Genomic DNA, 19608 nt, shown 5'->3' on the forward strand with positions numbered 1-19608 from the left:
CACCGGGGGCGGCGAGGCGGTCGGATGAGCGCCGCAGGTCCGCGTCCAGGGGGAGTCACGCATGGAAACGCCGCACCGCGTCAGCACGTTGGAGCTCTTCTTCGACCTCGTCTTCGTCTTCACCATCACCCAGCTGACGGTGCTGCTCGCGGACGACATCAGCTTCCGCGGCGCCGGCCAGGTGCTGGTGATCTTCACCGTGCTGTTCTGGATGTACGGGGGCTACGCGCACCTGACCAACCAGGTGCCGCCCGACCGCACCGTGCGCAGGGTGCTGCTGATCCTGGCCATGGGGGCGTTCCTGGTGTGTGCGCTGGCGGTGCCGACCGCCTTCGGGGCCGGCGGAGTCGCCTTCGGGCTGGGGTACGTGTTCGTCGTCCTCGTGCACAGCGCCCTGTACACGCAGGCCCACGGCTCCGGAGTGCTCTGGTTCGCACTGCCCAACCTGCTGTGCGCGCTGTCGGTGCTGGCAGCCGGGTTCTTCGACGGGCCGCCCGCCTGGGGGCTGTGGATGCTCGCCCTGCTGATCCAGTTCGTCGTTCCACAGCTGGTGCAGAGAGTGGCGGCGAGCGGGGCGGAGCCCGCCGAGGCCCCGTCAGCGGTGACGACGGTCAGCGACCAGCTCGGCGGGATGAGCGCGGAGCACCTCGTGGAGCGGCACGGACTGCTGCTGATCATCGTCTTCGGCGAGTCCGTGATCGCGATCGGCATCGGGACCGGCTCGCTGCCCCTGTCCGTGGGGATCGCCGGGGGTGCCTTCCTCGCGCTCGCCATCGCGTCGGCGCTGTGGTGGATGTACTTCGTCCGTGACGAGGGCCGGGCCGAGGAGGTCTTCGCCGAGACGGCCCCGGAGAAGCGTTTCAAGCTGGCGATGCTCGCCTACTACTACGCCTTCCTGCCCATGCTGCTCGGGATCGCCGCCTTCGCGGCCGGCGTCAAGAAGACCATCGGGCACCTGGGCGAGCACCTGCACACCGGCCCCGCGCTCGCCCTCGCCGGCGGGGTCGCCGTCTACCTGGCCGGGGACCTGGCCTTCCGGGCCGTGCTCGGGATCGGCCCGGCCCGCTTCCGGGCGGCGGCGACGGTGCTCGTACTGGCCACGGTCCCGCTCGGCGCGGCCACCGCCGGGCTCTGGCAGCTGCTCGCGCTGGTCGTCGTACTCCTGTGCGCGCTGGTGGCCGAGGCCCGCTGGGCCCCGGCCGCCCCGGCCGCCTCGGCGGAACGTACGGGAACGGCTACGGGCAGCGGATGACCTGGCCCGCGTACGAGAGGTTGCCGCCGAAGCCGAAGAGGAGGACCGGGGCGCCGGTGGGGATCTCCCCGCGCTGGACCAGCTTCGAGAGGGCCATCGGGATGCTCGCGGCCGAGGTGTTGCCGGAGTCCACGACATCGCGGGCGACGACCGCGTTCACGGCGCCGATCTTGGCGGCGAGCGGTTCGATGATCCGCAGGTTCGCCTGGTGCAGGACGACGGCGGCCAGCTCCTCGGGGGCGATCCCGGCCTTCTCGCACACCTTGCGCGCGAGCGCCGGGAGCTGGCTGGTGGTCCAGCGGTAGACGGACTGGCCCTCCTGGGCGAAGACCGGCGGGGAGCCCTCGATACGGACCGCGTGGCCCATCTCCGGGACCGAACCCCACAGGACCGGGCCGATGCCGGGCTCCTCGCATGCCTCGACCACGGCCGCGCCCGCGCCGTCGCCGGTCAGCACGCAGGTGGTCCGGTCGGTCCAGTCGGTGATCTCGGTCATCTTGTCGGCGCCGATGACCAGCGCGCGGGTGGCCGAGCCGGCCCGGATCGCGTGGTCGGCGGTGGCCAGGGCGTGGGTGAAGCCCGAGCAGACGACGTTGAGGTCCATGACGGCCGGGCTGCCGCCCATGCCCAGCTTGGCTGCCACGCGGGCGGCCATGTTGGGCGAACGGTCGATCGCGGTGGACGTGGCCACCAGGACGAGGTCGATGTCGTCGGGGGTCAGCCCGGCACCGGCCAGCGCCTTGCCCGCGGCGTGGAAGGCCAGCTCGTCCACCGGTTCGTCGGGGCCCGCCATGTGCCGGGTCTTGATGCCGACCCGGGAGCGGATCCACTCGTCGTTGGTGTCGACCATCGCCGCGAGGTCCTCGTTGGTGATCACTTTCGCGGGCTGGTAGTGCCCTAGCGCCACCACGCGTGAACCGGTCATGGGCGGGGTCTCCCTAATGCTGACGTCAGGATCACCCAGCTTGACCTGCTACTGGTGGGTACAGGTGCACGTGACCCAACAGGATTACCGCCCCTGAATTTGGAGATTCCGGAGGATCTTCCTGCCGGGAGCGCCGTGCGACGGCGATCCGCGAGAATGGGCTCGTCAGCTGCACGACGGAGTGCGCGACGAGGAAGAAAGAACGGGCGGGCTGATCACCATGGGACGGGTCACCGAGCGCCGTCGTGTCATCCGGGTGCGTAACGGGGAGGCCGGGGTCCGCCCGGACACGCTGGTCGCCGAGGAGCCGCTGGAGATACGGCTGAACGGCAAGCCGCTGGCCATCACCATGCGCACCCCCGGCGACGATTTCGCGCTGGCCGTGGGCTTCCTGGTGAGCGAGGGCGTGCTCGGCTCCGCGTCGGACGTACGGGCCGTGACCTACTGCGAGGGGGCCACGGAGGACGGCTCGAACACCTACAACGTGGTCAACGTGCAGCTCGCGCCCGGCGTTCCGCTGCCCGACATCACGCTCGAACGCAACGTCTACACCACCTCCTCCTGCGGCCTGTGCGGAAAGGCCAGCCTGGACGCGGTGCGCACGGCGACCCGCTTCCCGCTCCGGCGGAGCGCGGACGACGACGCCGTACGGATTCCCGCGCAGCTCCTCGGCGAGCTGCCGGACCGGCTCCGCGCGGCGCAGAAGGTCTTCGACCGCACCGGCGGGCTGCACGCGGCGGGGCTGTTCTCGCCGGACGGCCGGCTGCTGGACGTACGGGAGGACGTCGGCCGGCACAACGCCGTGGACAAGATCGTCGGCCGGGCGTTCCAGGCCGGCCGCCTCCCGCTGGAGGGCGCGGTCCTGCTGGTGTCGGGCCGGGCCTCGTTCGAGCTCGCGCAGAAGGCCGTGATGGCGGGCATACCGGTCCTGGCCGCCGTCTCGGCCCCGTCCTCGCTGGCCGTGGACCTGGCCCTGGAGTCAGGCCTGACGCTGGTCGGCTTCCTGCGCGGGCCGAACATGAACATCTACGCGGGCGAGGAGCGGATCACCTTGTAGCGGTCCGTCGGTCCGTCGGTCCGTCGGCACAGTGGCCCGGCGGTCCGCCCGCCCCGGGTCAGCGGCTCCGGCGGGCGCGTCCCCTGGCCTTGGACCCGGTCTGCGGCTCGGGCTTCGGCGGGTCGATGCGGTGGAGGTCCAGGGTCGCCGGGATCGGCGTGACGCCCGGACCGCCGGATTCCGCCCACGCGATGACCTCGTCGGTCGCGGTGTCGTCCAGCGCCCAGCCGAACCAGGCCGCGCGGGCGCCCCGGCGGCGCGCCTCGGTGGTGGGCTGGACCACGATGACATTGGCCTGGGCGCACGGCCCGAGGCAGTCGCTCGTACGGACAGCCAGCCGGCCCTCCGACGCCGCCGCGGCCTCCCGCAGCCGGGCCAGCTGACCGGCGTGGTCCGAGCCGGGGTTCTTGCGGGGGTCCCCGCAGCAGCAGCCGCGGCAGACCACCAGGGTGCAGGGGCGTTCGGCGTGGGCGGCGAGAGGGCGTATCCAGGTCACCGCCGCACGCTACCGGGCCTGCGGTGCGGGGTGTTGAAGCGCCGACGAGACCTCCACCACATGGCCGGCGGGCAGTTCGGCGCCCGCCGCCGGCTTGGCGTCCAGGGCCCGCCGCCGCGCCAGTACCGCGCACACCATCAGCTGCATCTGGTGGAACAGCATCAACGGCAGCACCGCGAGGCCGGCCTGGGCCCCGAACAGCACGCTGGCCATGGGCAGTCCGGCCGCGAGGCTCTTCTTCGACCCCGCGAACTGGATCGCGATCCGGTCCGCCCGGTCGAACCCGAGCCGCTTCGCCCCGTACCAGCTGACCAGCAGCATGAGGGTCAGCAGTACGGCCTCCACCGCCATCAGCGCGCCCAGCCGCGCGGCGCTGACCTGGTGCCAGACCCCGGCGACCATGCCCGCGCCGAAGGCGGTGTACACGACGAGCAGGATCGAGCCGCGGTCGACGTACCCGAGGACCCTCTTGTTGCGGACCAGGAAGCCACCGACCCAGCGGCGCAGGAACTGCCCCAGCAGGAACGGCAGCAGGAGCTGGAGGACGATCTTGAGGAGGGAGTCCAGGGAGAACCCGCCCGCGCTGCCGCCCAGCAGGCCGGCGGCGAGGAGCGGGGTGAGGACGATGCCGGCGAGGCTGGAGAAGGAGCCCGCGCAGATCGCCGCGGGCACGTTGCCGCGCGCGATCGAGGTGAAGGCGATCGAGGACTGGATCGTCGAGGGGACGAGGCAGAGGAAGAGCAGACCGCTGTAGAGCGGGGGCGTGAGGACGGTGGGGACCAGACCCCGGACGGCCAGGCCGAGCAGCGGGAAGAGTACGAACGTACAGGCCAGCACGGTGAGGTGGAGCCGCCAGTGGCGCAGGCCGTCGAGGGCCTCACGGGTGGAGAGCCGGGCGCCGTAGAGGAAGAAGAGCAGGGCCACGGCCCCGGTGGACGCGCCCTCGGCTACGGAGGCGGCCGGGCCGCGGGCCGGCAGCAGGGCGGCGACGGCGACGGTGCCGAGGAGGGTCAGGATCCACGGGTCCAGAGGCAGCCGGGCGGGTATCTGCGGGCGGCGCATGTACGGGGCTCTCCGATGGGTGGCGCGGCTGGGGCCCCCTCATCGTCGCGGGTGCGGCGGTGATCGGGAAACCTGCACACCACGCTTACTGTCATCTCGTTCCGTGATGACAGTGGCACCATGGCAGACATGGGAGCCATGTACGACCCGATCCAGCTGCGCACCTTCCTCACCGTGGCGCAGACGCTCAGCTTCACGCAGGCCGCGGGCAGGCTGGGCGTACGGCAGTCCACGGTCAGCCAGCACGTGCGGCGGCTGGAGGAGGCGACGGGCCGGCCGCTCTTCCTGCGCGACACGCACAGCGTGGAGCTCACGGAGGACGGCGAGGCGCTGCTGGGCTTCGCCCGGACCATCCTGGAGGCCCACGAGCGGGCGGCGGCCTATTTCACCGGGACCCGGCTGCGGGGGCGGCTGCGGTTCGGGGCGTCGGAGGACTTCGTGCTGACCCGGCTGCCGGAGATCCTGGAGGGCTTCCGGCACGAGCACCCCGAGGTGGATCTGGAGCTGTCGGTCGAGCTGTCCGGGACCCTGCACGAACGGCTCGACGCGGGGCGGCTCGACCTCGTCCTCGCGAAGCGGCGCGGTCCGGAGGACGAGCGGGGCCGGCTGGTGTGGCGGGACCGGATGGTGTGGATCGGGGCGGAGGGGCTGCGAGTGGACCCGGACCGGCCCGTTCCGCTGATCGTCTTCCCGCCGCCGGGGATCACCCGGGCCCGGGCGCTGGAGGTGCTGGAGCGGAACGGGCGGGGCTGGCGGATCGCCTGTACGAGCGGCAGCCTGAGCGGGCTGGTCGCGGCGGCCCGGGCCGGGCTGGGGGTGATGGCCCACACCCGTGGGCTCATCCCGCCGGGGCTGGTGCGGGTGGCGGGGCTGCCGGACCTCGGATCGGTGGAGTTCGCACTGCTGCGGGGCGGGCGGAGCTCGCCGCCGGCGGAGGCACTGGCCTCAGCGATCCTCTCGGGCGCGGACCGCCTGACCCGCCCCGCCTGACCGCCGGTCGGCTACCCCAGGGGGCATCGCAGTTCCGGACCGGAGCGGTTCGGGCAACAGGTCACCAGGGCGACCGAATGGAAGAGTGTGCCGTTCAGATAGTGCCCCAGCGACACGTCCCCGTCCCAGGCGAGCCGCTCCACCGCCGCGGTCACCATGAGGGGGGCTTCGTTCGGGGGCGCGCTCCGGCGGTGGGGCGGGCGGTGGTCAGGTGCTCAGGACCACCAGGCCCTCGGCCGTGCGCAGGGTGCCCGGGGTGAGGGGGGCGAAGGTGAGGGGGAGGGACAGGCGGGGTGGGTCGGATTCCGGCAGGGGGTCGAAGAAGTACGCCGCCTTCGATGCCGTGTCGCTGACCAGGTGGGGGTCGGCCGGCGAGGCCGTGGGGCGGGTCAGCGGGGTGCGGAACAGCATGCGCAGGTGGCGCAGGGTCTCCGGGGTGACCCCGGACGGGTGCGGCGCGGGTGCGGTGGTCGGGGCGGCGGGGTCGTCCGCCGCGGCTGGGGCGTCCGGCGGGATGGCCCCCGACAGCAGCAGCGCCAGGAGCACCGGGACGGCCTTGCGGCGCAGGGCCTCCGTCGCCTCGTGCAGCCGGTGGGCGTGCGTCGCGGGCAGCGACAGGGCGAGGCTCCCGGCGGCGTCGCCGGTCGCGATCGGGACCGCCGAGCACACCACGCCGGGGGAGTACTCGCGCAGGTCGAACACCGGCGCCCCCGGAGCCACCGAGTCGAGGGCGGTGAACAGGACCCGGCTGTCGGTGATCGTCTGCGGGGTGAGCCGGGCCGGCCGGTACCGGGCGACATGGTCGCGGCGCCGGTCGGCATCGAGCTGGGTCAGCAGGCACTTGCCGACCGCGCTGGCGTGCGCGGCGGCCTTGAAGTCCACCCACTCCTGCACCGGCGGCGCCCCCGGCCCGTCCGCCATCTGCGTGATCCTGACCTCCCCCTCGGCGTACCGGCTCAGGTACACCGCCGCGCCCGCGCTGTCCCGGGCCAGGGCCAGCGTGCGCTGGAGCTGGCCCGCGAGCCCCCCGGCGCCGGCCGCGGCGAGCCGGTCGAGGGCGGGCCCGCGCGCGAAGACGCCCGCGCCCGGCCGGTACGCGTACTCCTCCTCGCACAGCATCGCCAGCAGCGGCCGCAGCTCCGCCTCGGCCAGGCCGGACTCCCGCCGCAACTGGGCGGCCCGTACCCCCAGCGGATGCTTTTCGAGGACCCGTACGACGGCCAGCGCGCGCCGCGCCTGCGCCATGGCCTCGCTCGTACCCGGGGAACGGACCGGCCCGGACACCGCTGCCACGCGCTGCCGCGGCACGGACCGCTCCGGCTCCGCCGCCACCGGGGGCGTCGGCCGGAACGCGGCCAGCACCGACGGCAGTCCGGGCCTGGGCAGCGGCACCGGGCCCAGATCGGGATCGTCGAGCTGGTCGACGTACCGCAGCACGGTGGCCTGCGCGCACAGCCGGACCTCGCGCAGATCGCGCCGGCCGTTCGGCCGGTAGCCGCGCCGGCCCAGTTCGCGCGCCCAGAACCGGGCGTCGTGGTGCTCGCCGCGCCGGGAGTGGTCGAGGAAGAGGCAGTACGCGGCCGACGCGGTCCGCGCCCGCCCGGAACCGGCCGCGAACTGCCACCAGAAGCGGGCGCCCTCGCGCAGTCCGGCCAGGTGCAGCAGGCAGCCGAAGACCACGGCCCCGGCCAGATCGGTGTGCCCGCTCTCGGTGAAGGCCGTGAGGTGCGCCTCCGCCTTCGGGCCGCACACGGCGGCCAGGCAGACGGCCTTGAGGTCGCGCCGGGCCCGCTCGGAGTCGAGCGGGCAGTCCCGCGCGGGATCGCTCCACCCGTACGCGGCCCGGCGGCGCGCGGGCGCCGCGGCGGCCCGACCCCGGGAGGCGCGCAGCAGCCGGGCCTCGGCCGCGCCCAGATCGTAGTGCGGGTACCGGTCGCGAACGCCGGCCCGGGTCAGGAACTCGGCCAGGGAGCGGCGGCCGGCCTCGCCGCCGCGCTCCTCCTTGCCCTCGCGGCGCCTCATGACTCGGGTGATTCGGCTGGGTCGGCCGGGTCGGCGGGGTCGGCGCCCTGCGCCGGGTCGGCCGGTCCTGCGGAGGCGTCGAGCATGCGCGCGAGCCGGCGGTGGGCCTGGCCGAGCTGCGAGCGGACGGTGGCCTCGTCGACGCCCATCACGGACGCGGCTTCCCCGGGGGTGCACTGGAGCCCGTAGCGCAGCAGCACGGCGTCGCGCTGGCGCTCGGCGAGCCGGGAGACGGCGGAGTAGAAGCGGATGGTGTCGGTCAGCACCTCGCACTGCTGATCGGCCCGGGCCTCCTTGAGGGCGGCCTCGAAGGCGCTGATGTCCATCGGTTCGGGCGCGGTCGGTTCGGGCGGCCAGGTGCCGCGCGCTCCGCGCCGCTGCTGCCGGTCGACCAGCCGCTGCTTGAGGATGGTCCAGGCGTAGGCATCGAGCCGGTCCATGTGGAGCATGCGTAACCACTCGTTCATGATCGAGTCGAATGCGGCGTCCACCGCGTCCTCGGCAGCCGCGTCGGAGCCCAGCTGCAGGTACGCGAAACGCATGTACGAGGGCCGCCGGTTGGCGTGGAAGGCCCAGTACGACAGGCGTGCCGTCGGGTCCCACTGGCTCATGGGCGTCGGCCGCGGCCGTCGGCTGGGCAGTGGCAGTCCCACGGCCCCACCGGACTCCTCTGGTCCGCCATCGCTCACCGTTCCACCTCACCTCGTCCCCTGTGCGCGGACAGCCTGGCAGTGCGGGCGCACCCGGGGAGCGCAGAAGAGAGACGTCGAGAGATTACGTTCGGTGATGATCGGCCGATGACCGACTTCGACCACGCGCGCGCCCAGTCCGTGCGTACGCATATGCCGGGGCCAAGCCGGGCCGCCATGCACCGGCGTACGCCTCGCGGACGACCGGTCACACGCCAGGCGACCGCCCGGTGACCGGCCGGGACGGCGACCGCGGGGTCCGCCGCGGCGGACCCCGCCGCCCGAACCGCGGACACCGGTCCGCGGTGATCCGGTCCGGCTGTAGCATGGGCGCATTGCGAGGGCCGTGACGCAGAGGTCACCACCCTCGCTTTTGCGTTACACCCACCGAACACCCACCGACGTCCACCCCACGAAAATGCGGCACGTGGCCTTTCGGCGGTTCGATACGATGAACCGCATCACAATCCGTCACGTCACGTTGTCACCGCATATATGAAATGGAGCATCCGAGGATGGCTCGACACCTGATCACCAGCGCGCTTCCCTACATCAACGGGATCAAGCACCTGGGCAACATGGTCGGGTCGATGCTTCCGGCGGATGTGTACTCCCGGTACCTCCGCCAGCGCGGCCACGACGTCCTCTACATCTGCGCCACCGACGAGCACGGCACCCCCGCCGAGCTCGCCGCGAAGGAGGCCGGCCTCTCGGTCGCCGAGTTCTGCGCGCAGGCCCACGACGCCCAGAAGGCGGTCTACGACGGCTTCGAGCTGTCCTTCGACTACTTCGGCCGCAGCTCCTCGCAGCAGAACGCCGAGATCACCCAGCACTTCGCGCGGCAGCTGCAGAAGAACGGGTTCATCGAGGAGCGCGCGATCCGGCAGGTCTACTCGCCGGTCGACGGCCGCTTCCTGCCGGACCGCTACGTCGAGGGCACCTGTCCGCACTGCGGCTACGACAAGGCCCGCGGCGACCAGTGCGAGAACTGCACCCGCGTCCTGGACCCCACGGACCTGATCGAGCCCCGCTCGGCGATCTCCGGCTCCACCGAGCTGGAGGTCCGCGAGACCAAGCACCTCTTCCTCCTCCAGTCCAAGCTGCAGCACGAGGTCGAGGCCTGGGTCGCGGAGCACGAGGAGGAGTGGCCGCAGCTGGCCTCCTCCATCGCCCGCAAGTGGCTGACCGAGGGCCTGCACGACCGCGCCATCACCCGCGACCTGGACTGGGGCGTGCCGGTACCGGCCGACACCTGGCCCGAACTGGCCGCCGACGGCAAGGTCTTCTACGTCTGGTTCGACGCGCCGATCGAGTACATCGCCTCCACCAAGGAGTGGGCGGACGCCGACCCGGCCAACCGCGACCACAAGGCCTGGTGGTACGAGGCCGAGGACGTGCGGTACACGCAGTTCATGGCCAAGGACAACGTCCCGTTCCACACGGTGATGTTCCCGGCCACCGAGATCGGCACCCGCGAGCCGTGGAAGAAGGTCGACTACGTCAAGGCCTTCAACTGGCTGACGTACTACGGCGGCAAGTTCTCCACCTCGCAGAAGCGCGGCGTCTTCACCGACCAGGCGCTGGAGATCCTCCCGGCCGACTTCTGGCGCTACTTCCTCATCGCCAACGCCCCCGAGTCCGACGACTCGTCCTTCACGTGGGAGCACTTCACCACCACGGTCAACAAGGACCTCGGCGGCACCCTCGGAAACTTCGTCAACCGCGTGCTGACCTTCTCCCGCAAGAAGTTCGGCGACGAGGTCCCGGCCGGCAGCCCGGCCGGCGAGGTCGAGGCCAAGCTGGGCGAGCAGATCGCCGAGCTGCTGGCCGAGTACGAGGGCCACATGGACTCCCTCCAGTACCGCAAGGCCGCGGCCGCGCTGCGCGCCCTGTGGTCCGCCGGCAACGCCTACCTCGACGAGAAGGCCCCCTGGCTGGAGGTCAAGACCGACCTGGACGGCGCGGCGCTCACGCTGCGCACCGCGATGAACCTGATCCACCTCTACTCGGTGGTCTCGGAGCCGTTCATCCCGGCCTCGGCGCGCACCATGCGCTCCTCGTTCGCGCTGGCCGACGACACGGCGACGTGGATCACCCCGGAGCAGGCCAAGTCGCTGGACGCGGTCCCGGCGGGTACGCCGTTCACCGTGCCGCCGGTGCTCTTCGCGCGGATCGCCGAGGAGGACCTGGAGTCCTACCGCGAGCGCTTCGGCGGCACCGAAACCGCCTGACCCTCCCTGCCAGGACCAAGGGGCGCGACCTTCCGGGGTCGCGCCCCTTCGCCGTACCCCGTCCCCGTTCGCGGGCACGCCGGGGTAGGGAAAACCCGACCGTGAAGTGTCCACCTGGATGGGCAGACCCGGCCCGGTCGCGCGGCTGGAATGGGCCCATGACCCCTTCCCCTTCCGTGTGCCGGACCGCCGGCTGGCTGGCAGCGGCCGCCTGGGCGCTGTCCTTTCCGCTCGTGTCCTCGCTGGGGCCGCACCGGCTGTGGGGCTGCTGCGCGGCCGTCGGCTACCTGTGCGCCGCGGCTCTCGACTCCCGCAGGCCGCGCGCCGCCGCCGTCGCCGCCCTGACGGGCGCGATCGCCGTCCCCCTGCTGTGGCTCGTGCTGGGCGGGCAGGGCCAGTCGGAGGTGATGGTCATCGAACGCTCCGGCCGGCTGCTGCTGGAGACCGGGCGGATGTACGTGGACCGGCCCGCGGGAGTGGCGGAGTACACCCCGTACCTGCCGGCCATGGCGGTCTTCGGCATCCCGCACGCCGTGCTGGGCGGCCCGCTGGGCGATGCCCGGCTCTGGTGCGCGGCCGCGCTGTTCGGCGGCATGTGGGCCGGGCGCCGGCTGCTGGGCGGGCCGCGCTCCCCGTGGCTGCCGCTGCTGGTGGCCTCGCCGGTGGTGGCCCTGCCGCTGGCGGTGAGCGGGGTGGACCTTCCGCTGGCCGGGCTGCTCTGCCTGGCGCTGGCGGCCGCGGGGGCCGGGCGGCCGGTCCTGGCCGGAGCGGTGCTCGCCGGAGCCTGCGCGCTCAAGTGGACGGCGCTGCCCGCGGTGGCCGTGGCGGTCGCGCTGCTCGCAGCCTGCCGCAGCCGGGGTGCGGCGCTGCGCTGCGCACTGGTGGCCTTGCTGGGCTCGGCCGGGCTGATCCTGCCCAGTGCGCTGCTCCAGCCGGCGGAGCTGTGGCGGCAGGTGTTCGCGTTCCCGACCGGACGGGCCGAGGCCCCGACCCCGGCGAGCAGCCCGCTGCCCGGGCATCTGCTGGCCGGACTGGGCTCGTGGGGCTGGTACCTGACGGTGGTCCTGCTCGCGGTGGGCGCCCTCGCGGTGGCGGTCTCCCTGCTGGTGCGCCCGCCGCGCACGGTGGTGGCGGCCGCCGACCGCCTCGCGACGGGTCTCGTCCTGGCCTTCGCGCTCGCCCCGGCGGGCCGCTTCGGATACCTCGCGCTGCCGGTGCTCCTGTCGGTCTGGGCCCGGTCGGTGGCGTTGCCGTCTCCCCGTGGCCGCTCCCTCATCGTGGCCGGCTCCGCGGGCCGCAATGCGCAAGGGGTTCAGCCGGTCAGCCCTCCGCGCCCCGCAGATGGGCCAGCACCGCGAGGACGCGCCGGTTTCCCCCGGCCGGGTCGAGGTCCAGCTTCATGAAGATGCTGCTCGCGTGTTTCACGACGGCGGCCTCGGTGACGAACAGCCGGGCCGCCAGGGCCTGGTTGTTGAGGCCCTCGGCCATCAGGGCCAGCACCTCGCGTTCGCGCGGGGTGAGCCGGGCGAGCGGTCGGTCCGCCGCCTGCCGCCCCAGCAGGACCCGGACGACCTCGGGGTCGATGACCGTCTGGCCCGCGGCGACCCGTTCGAGGGCGTCGAGGAACTCCGTCACCTCTCCGACCCGGTCCTTGAGCAGGTAGCCCAGCCCGGCCGGACCGCCCGCCGCCGAACCGGCCGTGAGCAGCTGGGTCGCGTACGCCGTGGCGACGTACTGCGAGAGCACGAGGACCGGCAACGAGCCGTCCCGGGAGCGCAGTTCGAGGGCGGCGCGCAGGCCTTCGTCGCGGAAACCGGGCGGCATCCGGACGTCGGTGACGACGGCATCCGGCCGTTCGGCCTCCACCGCCCGTACCAGTGCGTCGCCGTCGCCGACGGCGGCGAGGACCTGGTGGCCTCCTCGGGTGAGGAGTTCCGTCAGCCCGGCGCGCAGCAGGACCGAGTCCTCCGCGAGGATCAGCCGGAGCACGGCACCTCCACCCGGAGTTCGGTCGGACCGCCCACCGGACTGGACACCACCAGCCTGCCCTGCAACATCGCCACCCTGTCCGCGAGACCTGCCAGGCCCGCACCCGCGCCGGGATCCGCCCCGCCGCGGCCGTCGTCGGTGACGGAGAGAGTCAGCCGGCCCCCGTCGACCTTACCGGCGATCCCGATGCGGGAGGCGCCACTGTGCTTGGCCGCGTTGGCCAGGGCCTCGGTGACGGTGAAGTACACCGTGATCTCCACCGGTTCGGGCAGCCGCGGCACGTCCAGGTCGACGGTCACCGGCACGGGATGGCGCAGCGCGACCTCCGTCACGGCCGCCGCGAGCCCGTGGTCGGTGAGCACCTGCGGATGGATCCCCCGTACGAGGTCCCGCAGTTGCTCCAGTGCCCGGCGCGCCTCACCGCGGCCCCGGGTCACCAGCGCGGCCGCGTCGGCGGCCTGCGGCACGCGGCGCAGCTCCAGCTCGGCGAGGCCGAGGGTCATACTGAGGGCGACCAGCTGCTGCTGCGCCCCGTCGTGCAAGTCGCGTTCGATGCGCCGCCGTTCGGCCTCGAACGCATCCACGAGACGTACCCGGGAGCGGGTCAGCTCCAGCATCCGGGGGTCCTCCTCGCGTGCTCCGAGCAGCAGGCGCGCGGTCTTCACCTGCGCCCCCGCGAGCAGCCCGCCCGCGTAAGCGGCCAGCACGAGCCCGACCAGTCCGACGGCGGTGCCGCCCAGGGCTTCCAGCGGGCCGGAGACGGCCCTGCCGGGGATCAGCATCACGGTCTCGGGGGCGAGGGCCCACACGACGACCGGGCTCGCCACGAGCATCAGCGAGAAGGCGAGCAGGGTGACGACGCCGAAGCCGGCCGCCCCGAACGCCGGGCCGAGCAGGGCGGCGTACCCGAGCTCCCGCCACGTGGCCCGCTCGCGCAGCCGGGTCCGCAGCCAGGCGGCCGGACCGGCCCCCGCGAGCGAGGTGTGCGGATCGGACACCGGGACCGGCTCCACCCCCCGCAGCCGCCACCGCTCCAGGGCGCCGAGCGGCACACCGCCGGCGACGGCGCCGAGCAGCAGGAGCAGCCCTACCCCGGCCACCGCCAGCAGCACACCCAGCCCGACGAGCACCGCCAGCGCGAGCAGGACCACGTACCCGAGGACCGTCCCGCTGCCGAGGTACGCCCAGCAGCGCCACGGCCACCAGGAGGCGAGGAAGCGGACCGGCCTCTTCAGTGCTGTCCAGACGGCGACGGGCGGTTCGGCGCCCTGCGGTTCGTCGTGCGGCCCCTCAAGGGCGGCGGCTTCGGACATGCGGGACATGCGGCCAGCCTAGGGGGTGTCCGACGGGTCAGGGCCGGGCCCCCGGGGGAGGGCCGGCTGCCCACACGGCGTCAGATCGTGGCGTCGAGGCCCCAGGTTCATGCAGCCGCTCGCGTTCCGGCGGCCGGTGCACAGGGGTGCACTCTCGGCGCCGATGGCTTGAAGTCGTCCTTCCGCCGAAGATCTTGACGCGTCTGCGGCGTATCGAAGGGGCGTTGTGATCGTTTCTTCAGCCGAAACCCTCACAACGGGAGGACGCGCGGTGACGGCTTGGCAGTACCTCGCCGGAGCGGGCATGGTGGCGGCGCTGTGCCCGCTGTACGGGCATGTGGCCGTCGCGGACGACGGCACCGGACCCGTCCCCCTCCGCGGCCACGGGGCCCGGCTGGACGTCTGCGTTCCGGCCGGGCAGCCGCGGCCGCCCGCCGCCGTCCCCCCGGCCGCCGCGCCGCCCGCGGTCCGGCCTCCCGTACGGGTGCTCGTGCCCGGCGCCGAGCGGCCGACCGTGCACCACCCGGGGCGGGGGCCCGCGCCGGCTGCCACGGCGCCCGGGGCGGAGCCGCCCGGGCCGACGGCGAAGGCCGGGGCCGGGGAGCCGCAGCCCGCGCCACCCGCGCCGGATCCCGAGGCCGTTGCCGAGCCGGCGCCGGCCCAAGTGCCTGCCCCGCCCCGGGCCGCAGCCGCGGCCGCGCCCGCCGGCGCCTTCCACGTGCGCCCGTACCACTCGATCGCCCTGGAGCGGCGCGGCCCGGGCGGCATGTCCACCGTGATGGTCATGGTCGTCGTCACCACCCCGGCCGTGCTCGCCGCCGCCGCGCTGCGGCCGCGCTCCAAGAGCCGTCGCTGAGTCCGACCACCCCTGCACCGACCCACAGACCCACCGACCCACAGACCCACCGACCCACCGACCCACAGACCCACCGATCCACCGATCCACCGATCCACCAACGGGAGAACCCTCGTGTCCGAATGGCTGGTCCTGGCCGTCGCCATGGCGCTCGTCTGCGCCCTCGTCCTCGCCTGCACCGCGCTCCGGCACCGCCGGGTCGCGGAGGACGAGGACACCAGCGAAACCCCCGACGTCATCGAGTACATGACGATGATGGTGGGCGTGGTCTACGCGATCGTGCTCGGCCTGGCCATCGCCGGCGTCTGGGAGGCGCGCGGCGCCGCCGAGGACAGCGTGCGCCGCGAGGCCCAGTCGCTGTACGAGGTCACCCAGCGCGCCGACGTCTACCCGACCCCCGTCCGCGACCGGATCCGCGGCGAGGTCGACGCGTACGTCTCCCACACCGTCGCCGTGGACTGGCCGCTGCTCACCTCCGGCCAGGGCGCCTCGTCCCAGGGCGCCGACCTGCTCGGCAAGCTGCGCACCGACGTGACCCACCAGAGCCCGGCGAACGAGCTCCAGGCGCAGGCCTACCAGCCGCTGCTGGACCACATCGCGGCCGCCGACGACGCCCGGCACTCGCGTATGCAGGCTGACGAGTCCACCCTGCCGAGCGTGGTGTGGTTCGGGCTGCTGGTCGGCGGATTGGTCACGGTGGGGCTGATCTTCACCCTGCAGATCCGCCGGTCGGGGCGGGAGCTGCTGCTGGCGGGGTTGTTCAGCGCGCTGATCGTGTTCCTGCTGTTCATGGTGTGGAGCTTCGACGCACCCTACGGCCGGGACGGAATCGAGTCCGCGGGCCCGTTCCAGGACCTGTTCCCGAAGGTGGCGCTGGCCGCAGCCGAGCGCTGACCCCCTGATGCCGCCGGCGGGCCGCCGGCTCAGGCCGGTCCGCTCCCCGACAGCGCCACCTGCCGCCGTACGGCCGCCACCACCGGCGAATGCCGCAGCGCGTGCGAGATCCGTACGAGGTCGCGCGGCCCTCCGAGGGTGTCGAGGACGCTCTCGTCGCTCGCCCCGATGACCGCGCCCTCGGGGTCCGCCGAGCGGGCCTGGACGGCGGCCGCGACCATCGCCGCGTCGGCGACCGCCCGCGCCGTCTCCTCCTTCGCCCCCGCCGCGAGGGCCCGCGCGTACGCGTCCTCGCGGCGGCCGGGGTCGAAGTACGGGCCGAGGTGCAGGAATCCGTCGTGGATGTCCGACTCGCGCTGGATCACCCGCAGTTCCGCCGGGGCCCACCAGGACATCTGCACGCAGGGCGTGCCGCTGGGGGCACCGATCTGCACCTCGTGCCAGAGCGCGCCGAGGCGCCGGTACGTCGTCCAGGTCTGCCAGCTGTCGGACAGCCGCTGGCACAGCAGGGGCAGGACGAAGCCGATCGCGCTGATCAGCGCGCCGACGGAGGCGAGCGGCGGGGCGATGTAGGTGCTCAGGTCGTCGAGGTCGTGGCCGAGCCAGCGGGCGACGACCGCGGAGATCTTGGTGGCGTCGTAGCTGAGGTTGAAGACGTAGCCCGAGACGATGATCATCAGGCCGATCCGCAGCCAGCCGTGCACCTGGAGGGACCAGCGCCAGCACATGGCCACCATCACGACGGCCGCCACCAGGTGCGCCGTCAGGTAGAGGGCGATCATCTGCTGGATGTAAGGGGTGTTGGCGTAGTACGTGTCGAAGTCGCGCAGCCGCTCGACCGGGGTGTGGCCGAGCGCGAAGAGCACCACCAGCACCACGACGACCCCGCCGTAGCCGATCATCCAGCGGCGCGAGATGCGCCGGGTCACTTCGGGCGGGCCACCGCGCCAGTTCACGATGAGCACCAGGCAGGCGGCGCTGAACAGGGTGATCAGGCAGTAGACGAGCGGGGCGGAGACGTTGGTGATGCCGGTCCACTCGTTGACCGCCTCGATGGTGGGCGGAGCGGCGAAGGTGAACACCGACCCGGCCAGGACCAGCAGGGCGCAGACCGACCGCAGGAGCGGGTCGCGCCAGTTGTGCCGTAGCGCCGGCAGCTTGAAGGCGAGTGAGACCGCCAGGGCGGCTGCCGGTATGTAGTAGTCCTGGCCGTTCAACGGTCGTTCCTGTGCCCCCGGTATCCGAGCGAGGCCTCGATGCGGCCCGCCAACTGATCACGCTGTGCGGGCGCCCGATGGCTCGCGGACCCGGCGAGCCAGGTCCTGCACCGGCTGCCCAGCAGTAAACCGAACGTCTCCGCCTCGGTCTCCTCCGAGACGTCGGCGCGCGTGCGCGCGGCGACGCTCCGGACGGTCTCGCCGAGGTCGGCCCCGTCGGACAGCAGCCGGGCGGCGACGGCGGCTCCGTCGACGTGGTGGCTGCAGTGGCCGGCCTTCATGTGCCACAGCTCGTGGCCCAGGATGACCAGCTGGTGGTCGGGTGCCGTGCGTTCCTCGATGACCACCAGATCGCGGTCCGCCATGTCGAGCCACAGGCCGCTGGCCGTCCCCGGCGGGAACGAGGCCATCCGGAAGTCCACCCGGCGGCCGCGGTGTCTGCTCATGCCCTCGCAGAGGGCGGCGTAGAGGTCCACGGGTTCCACGGGCGCGGTCAGCCGGAGCCCGGCCACCAGTTCGCCGCACAACCGGCGCTGCTCTCTGCCTATGCTCACCGTTCTCCCCGTCGGCGCGGATCCGGATCAGGACTCAAGGATTCAGACCCAGACTCTCGACTGGGTCATCATTCATTCGGTTTGACGCTTTCGAGAAGCATGTCCAGCCATTCGGTCACCTTGTCCCGGTGTTTGTCGCTGGGCAGTTGGGCCGCGCGCCAGGCGATGCCGCGGACACCGTGGTTCTGCAGGAGTCTTGCCAGCGGATCGCCGGTCGAAGCCGCCGGGGCGGGTACGGTTTCGCGCGCGCGGCCCGCGTAGTCCTGGAGCAGCTGCTGCTCGGTCCGCTGGAGGGCGTCGGTGAGGGCCTCGGCGTCGTGCGCGGTGAGGAAGCCGGCGTGGACGCCGAAGAAGCGCTGGATCGCGTCGCAGTGCTCCATGGTGGGCCGGCGGTCGCCGTTGATCAGGGCGCCCGCCTGCTGGCGCGACATGCCGGCGCCGTCCGCGATCTCCTGCTGCGTGTAGCGGCGTCCGTTCGGTTTCAGCCGGGTGCGCCGGAGCAGGTCGAGGCGCTGGAGGAAGCGCGTCTGCAGGCAGGGCTCGACGGCGGGCCGGCCGTCCAGCAGGGACCTGACCACGTCGGCGGGTACGCCGGAGGCCTCGGAGAGGCGACGCAGGTCGAAGACCTTGTTCAGGTCGTGGCCCATCTTGCCCGCGAGTTCGGCGACGCGCGTGACGGTGGCTGCCAGGGGCGCGTTGGCCACCGCGACGGGAGCCGGGAAGCCGTCTGTCACCAGTGGTTCTCCTAGATCGCGGCGGGGTCGGTACGGGCACATGGTCGGCTTTTGGAATCTAGCCGAGGAGCCGCCGCAGGGCCAGAACTTGCCACAGCTGTGGCGGGAATGAGCTGTCAAGAGGCTGGAATTGCCACGATAGTTGACACTCGAATGAAGTCGGTAGCAGGATCGCCAGAGGAAATTGAAGATCCAGACCGTGAAGAGGGGGAGCTCTCGGTGCCACATCTCGCAGCGGTGGGCCCGTCCGATGGGCTTGCCCGAGCCGGTGAGGAGCGCCTTGCGGGCGAAGAGTCCGCACGCGGCGCAGTGCGGTCGGAGCGACGCAAGGAGATTTTGCGCCAGCGGCGCGAGGAACTGGGCCTGAGCCAGGAGGACCTCGCCGCCCGGCTGCGCATCAGCGTCCGCGCCTACGGCAACTGGGAACGCGGCCTGGTCAAGGAATGGACCGACCGCAAACTGCTCGCCCTGGCCGAGGCCTTGGAGATGAGCGAGCGGCAGTGCTTCTGGCTCTTCCGCGTCATGGTCGACCGGGACCCGCCGCCGACCTGGCGCGCGGCCGAGGAGAGCCGTCTGCCCCAGGACCCCGCCCAGCGCGACTACCTGTGCGACTACGCGGCGCTCATGGAGGCCGTGCCGTACCCGAGCTTCCTGGTGGACCACCGCTGGGACGTGGCGCTGACCAACTCGGCGTTCGACAAGCTCTTCCAGTCGGTGCGCCCGCATCCGACCGCCCTGCCGGACGACAACTTCCTGCGCTTCGTGCTGTTCCACCCGGACGCCGCGGCCGTACTGGAGGACCACGAACCGGCCTGGTGCGTACCGCTGCTGGCCCAGTTCGCCGGCGCGCTCGCCGCGGCCCCGGACGACGAGGGCCTGAGCAGCATCCGCCAGGAGGTGGCCCGCGATCCGTTCATGGAGGCGGCCTACCGCTACGGGGTGCCGCACTGGCTGAGCACCCACGGGGCGGATGCCGCCGAGCGCGACGGGGCCGTGCGGACCGTCCGCCACTGGGACCCGCGCTGGGGCCACGTACGCTGCCGGATGGTGGCCGAATCCAGCCGGATGCTCGACGGGATGGGCCTCACCCGGATCACCATGATCCTGTCGACCCCGCAGGTCGCGGAGACCGGCCCGGTCCGGGGCGGCGCGACCGCCCCGCTCCACCAGGGTCCCCGGCTGCGCGCCGTGCCGTCGCTGGAGGACTAGCCCCCGGGACTACCCCCAGGACCGGCTCCCGCGGGGGACACTGGAGGCCTCCATCACGGGTCGATCGCGTGCCGCGGATCGGATGCCACGGATCGTGGCACCGATCGTGGCACGGGCG

The 19608-nt window shown here is 73.0% G+C and carries 17 protein-coding genes and 1 pseudogene; 8 read left to right on the top strand and 10 right to left on the bottom strand.

Going from position 1 to position 19608, the window contains the following annotated elements:
- Positions 1 to 61 precede the first annotated feature (61 nt).
- Positions 62 to 1252 (top strand): low temperature requirement protein A, encoded by a 1191-nt coding sequence (locus tag OG509_RS30315; RefSeq protein ID WP_406185774.1) that lies wholly within the window; start codon positions 62 to 64, stop codon positions 1250 to 1252.
- Here OG509_RS30315 and OG509_RS30320 read toward each other — a convergent pair.
- Complete coding sequence (locus OG509_RS30320) at positions 1236 to 2177, bottom strand: beta-ketoacyl-ACP synthase III (RefSeq protein WP_387288149.1); 942 nt, start codon at positions 2175 to 2177, stop codon at positions 1236 to 1238. The genes OG509_RS30315 and OG509_RS30320 overlap by 17 nt on opposite strands.
- A gap of 220 nt (positions 2178 to 2397) precedes the next feature.
- On the opposite strand from OG509_RS30320, the gene fdhD reads away from it, so the two are divergent.
- Positions 2398 to 3234: a formate dehydrogenase accessory sulfurtransferase FdhD gene (gene fdhD, locus OG509_RS30325; RefSeq protein ID WP_406185776.1), complete on the top strand. Its 837-nt coding sequence runs from the start codon at positions 2398 to 2400 to the stop codon at positions 3232 to 3234.
- Positions 3235 to 3292: 58 nt separating this feature from the next.
- Here the strand turns inward: fdhD and OG509_RS30330 are convergent, their stop codons facing one another.
- Positions 3293 to 3730 carry a (2Fe-2S) ferredoxin domain-containing protein gene (locus OG509_RS30330; RefSeq protein WP_406185778.1) on the bottom strand — a complete coding sequence of 146 codons (438 nt, stop codon included), beginning with the start codon at positions 3728 to 3730 and terminating at the stop codon, positions 3293 to 3295.
- Positions 3731 to 3739: 9 nt separating this feature from the next.
- Positions 3740 to 4792, bottom strand: coding sequence for a bile acid:sodium symporter family protein (locus tag OG509_RS30335; protein ID WP_406185780.1), 1053 nt, complete (start codon positions 4790 to 4792; stop codon positions 3740 to 3742).
- A 138-nt stretch (positions 4793 to 4930) separates the two neighbouring features.
- On the opposite strand from OG509_RS30335, the gene OG509_RS30340 reads away from it, so the two are divergent.
- Positions 4931 to 5782, top strand: a complete 852-nt coding sequence (locus OG509_RS30340) for a LysR family transcriptional regulator (RefSeq protein WP_406187723.1) — start codon at positions 4931 to 4933, stop codon at positions 5780 to 5782.
- Positions 5783 to 6307: 525 nt separating this feature from the next.
- Here OG509_RS30340 and OG509_RS30345 read toward each other — a convergent pair.
- Positions 6308 to 7027, bottom strand: a pseudogene (locus OG509_RS30345) (IclR family transcriptional regulator C-terminal domain-containing protein); the annotation flags it as partial.
- A 773-nt stretch (positions 7028 to 7800) separates the two neighbouring features.
- Entirely contained in the window at positions 7801 to 8457 is a 657-nt protein-coding gene (locus OG509_RS30350) for an RNA polymerase sigma factor (protein WP_406185781.1), read from the bottom strand.
- Between the two features lie 551 nt (positions 8458 to 9008).
- Between OG509_RS30350 and metG the strand changes: the two genes are divergently transcribed.
- Together metG and OG509_RS30360 are read left to right on the top strand one after the other, a co-directional pair.
- On the top strand, positions 9009 to 10724 hold the full coding sequence (gene metG, locus OG509_RS30355) for a methionine--tRNA ligase (RefSeq protein ID WP_385588782.1): 1716 nt from the start codon (positions 9009 to 9011) through the stop codon (positions 10722 to 10724).
- 158 nt (positions 10725 to 10882) lie between these two features.
- A complete protein-coding gene (locus tag OG509_RS30360) occupies positions 10883 to 12127 on the top strand; it encodes a glycosyltransferase 87 family protein (protein WP_406185782.1) in 1245 nt (414 codons plus the stop codon).
- On the opposite strand, the gene OG509_RS30365 is transcribed toward OG509_RS30360, so the two are convergent.
- Both OG509_RS30365 and OG509_RS30370 read right to left on the bottom strand, forming a co-directional pair.
- Positions 12045 to 12713, bottom strand: coding sequence for a response regulator (locus OG509_RS30365; RefSeq protein ID WP_406185783.1), 669 nt, complete (start codon positions 12711 to 12713; stop codon positions 12045 to 12047). The two genes, OG509_RS30360 and OG509_RS30365, sit on opposite strands and share 83 nt — an antisense overlap.
- A complete protein-coding gene (locus tag OG509_RS30370) occupies positions 12701 to 14026 on the bottom strand; it encodes a sensor histidine kinase (RefSeq protein ID WP_406187724.1) in 1326 nt (441 codons plus the stop codon). The genes OG509_RS30365 and OG509_RS30370 overlap by 13 nt, the downstream gene beginning before the upstream one ends.
- A gap of 271 nt (positions 14027 to 14297) precedes the next feature.
- On the opposite strand from OG509_RS30370, the gene OG509_RS30375 reads away from it, so the two are divergent.
- Both OG509_RS30375 and OG509_RS30380 read left to right on the top strand, forming a co-directional pair.
- Entirely contained in the window at positions 14298 to 14882 is a 585-nt protein-coding gene (locus tag OG509_RS30375; protein ID WP_406185784.1) for a hypothetical protein, read from the top strand.
- 114 nt (positions 14883 to 14996) lie between these two features.
- Positions 14997 to 15776 carry a hypothetical protein gene (locus OG509_RS30380; protein WP_406185786.1) on the top strand — a complete coding sequence of 260 codons (780 nt, stop codon included), beginning with the start codon at positions 14997 to 14999 and terminating at the stop codon, positions 15774 to 15776.
- Between the two features lie 29 nt (positions 15777 to 15805).
- On the opposite strand, the gene OG509_RS30385 is transcribed toward OG509_RS30380, so the two are convergent.
- The 3 genes from OG509_RS30385 to OG509_RS30395 form a co-directional block, all read right to left on the bottom strand.
- On the bottom strand, positions 15806 to 16993 hold the full coding sequence (locus OG509_RS30385; RefSeq protein ID WP_406185787.1) for an MAB_1171c family putative transporter: 1188 nt from the start codon (positions 16991 to 16993) through the stop codon (positions 15806 to 15808).
- Positions 16990 to 17547 (bottom strand): toxin-antitoxin system, toxin component, encoded by a 558-nt coding sequence (locus OG509_RS30390; RefSeq protein ID WP_119094920.1) that lies wholly within the window; start codon positions 17545 to 17547, stop codon positions 16990 to 16992. The genes OG509_RS30385 and OG509_RS30390 overlap by 4 nt, the downstream gene beginning before the upstream one ends.
- Before the next feature lie 68 nt (positions 17548 to 17615).
- A complete protein-coding gene (locus OG509_RS30395) occupies positions 17616 to 18281 on the bottom strand; it encodes a helix-turn-helix domain-containing protein (protein WP_406185788.1) in 666 nt (221 codons plus the stop codon).
- 336 nt (positions 18282 to 18617) lie between these two features.
- Here OG509_RS30395 and OG509_RS30400 point away from each other — a divergent pair, with 336 nt between their 5' ends.
- Positions 18618 to 19490: a helix-turn-helix domain-containing protein gene (locus OG509_RS30400; RefSeq protein ID WP_406185790.1), complete on the top strand. Its 873-nt coding sequence runs from the start codon at positions 18618 to 18620 to the stop codon at positions 19488 to 19490.
- The last annotated feature ends 118 nt before the right edge of the window (positions 19491 to 19608 follow it).

The sequence above is a fragment of the Streptomyces sp. NBC_01006 genome (assembly GCF_045162725.1).
In the GTDB taxonomy this organism is placed as follows: domain Bacteria; phylum Actinomycetota; class Actinomycetes; order Streptomycetales; family Streptomycetaceae; genus Streptomyces.

What these genes read in the sequence shown, in the direction of transcription:
- OG509_RS30315 (WP_406185774.1), top strand. Translation starts at nt 62, where the DNA reads ATGGAAACGCCGCACCGCGTCAGCACGTTGGAGCTCTTCTTCGACCTC.
- OG509_RS30320 (WP_387288149.1), bottom strand. Translation starts at nt 2,177, where the DNA reads ATGACCGGTTCACGCGTGGTGGCGCTAGGGCACTACCAGCCCGCGAAA.
- fdhD (WP_406185776.1), top strand. Translation starts at nt 2,398, where the DNA reads ATGGGACGGGTCACCGAGCGCCGTCGTGTCATCCGGGTGCGTAACGGG.
- OG509_RS30335 (WP_406185780.1), bottom strand. Translation starts at nt 4,792, where the DNA reads ATGCGCCGCCCGCAGATACCCGCCCGGCTGCCTCTGGACCCGTGGATC.
- OG509_RS30340 (WP_406187723.1), top strand. Translation starts at nt 4,931, where the DNA reads ATGTACGACCCGATCCAGCTGCGCACCTTCCTCACCGTGGCGCAGACG.
- metG (WP_385588782.1), top strand. Translation starts at nt 9,009, where the DNA reads ATGGCTCGACACCTGATCACCAGCGCGCTTCCCTACATCAACGGGATC.
- OG509_RS30360 (WP_406185782.1), top strand. Translation starts at nt 10,883, where the DNA reads ATGACCCCTTCCCCTTCCGTGTGCCGGACCGCCGGCTGGCTGGCAGCG.
- OG509_RS30370 (WP_406187724.1), bottom strand. Translation starts at nt 14,026, where the DNA reads ATGTCCGAAGCCGCCGCCCTTGAGGGGCCGCACGACGAACCGCAGGGC.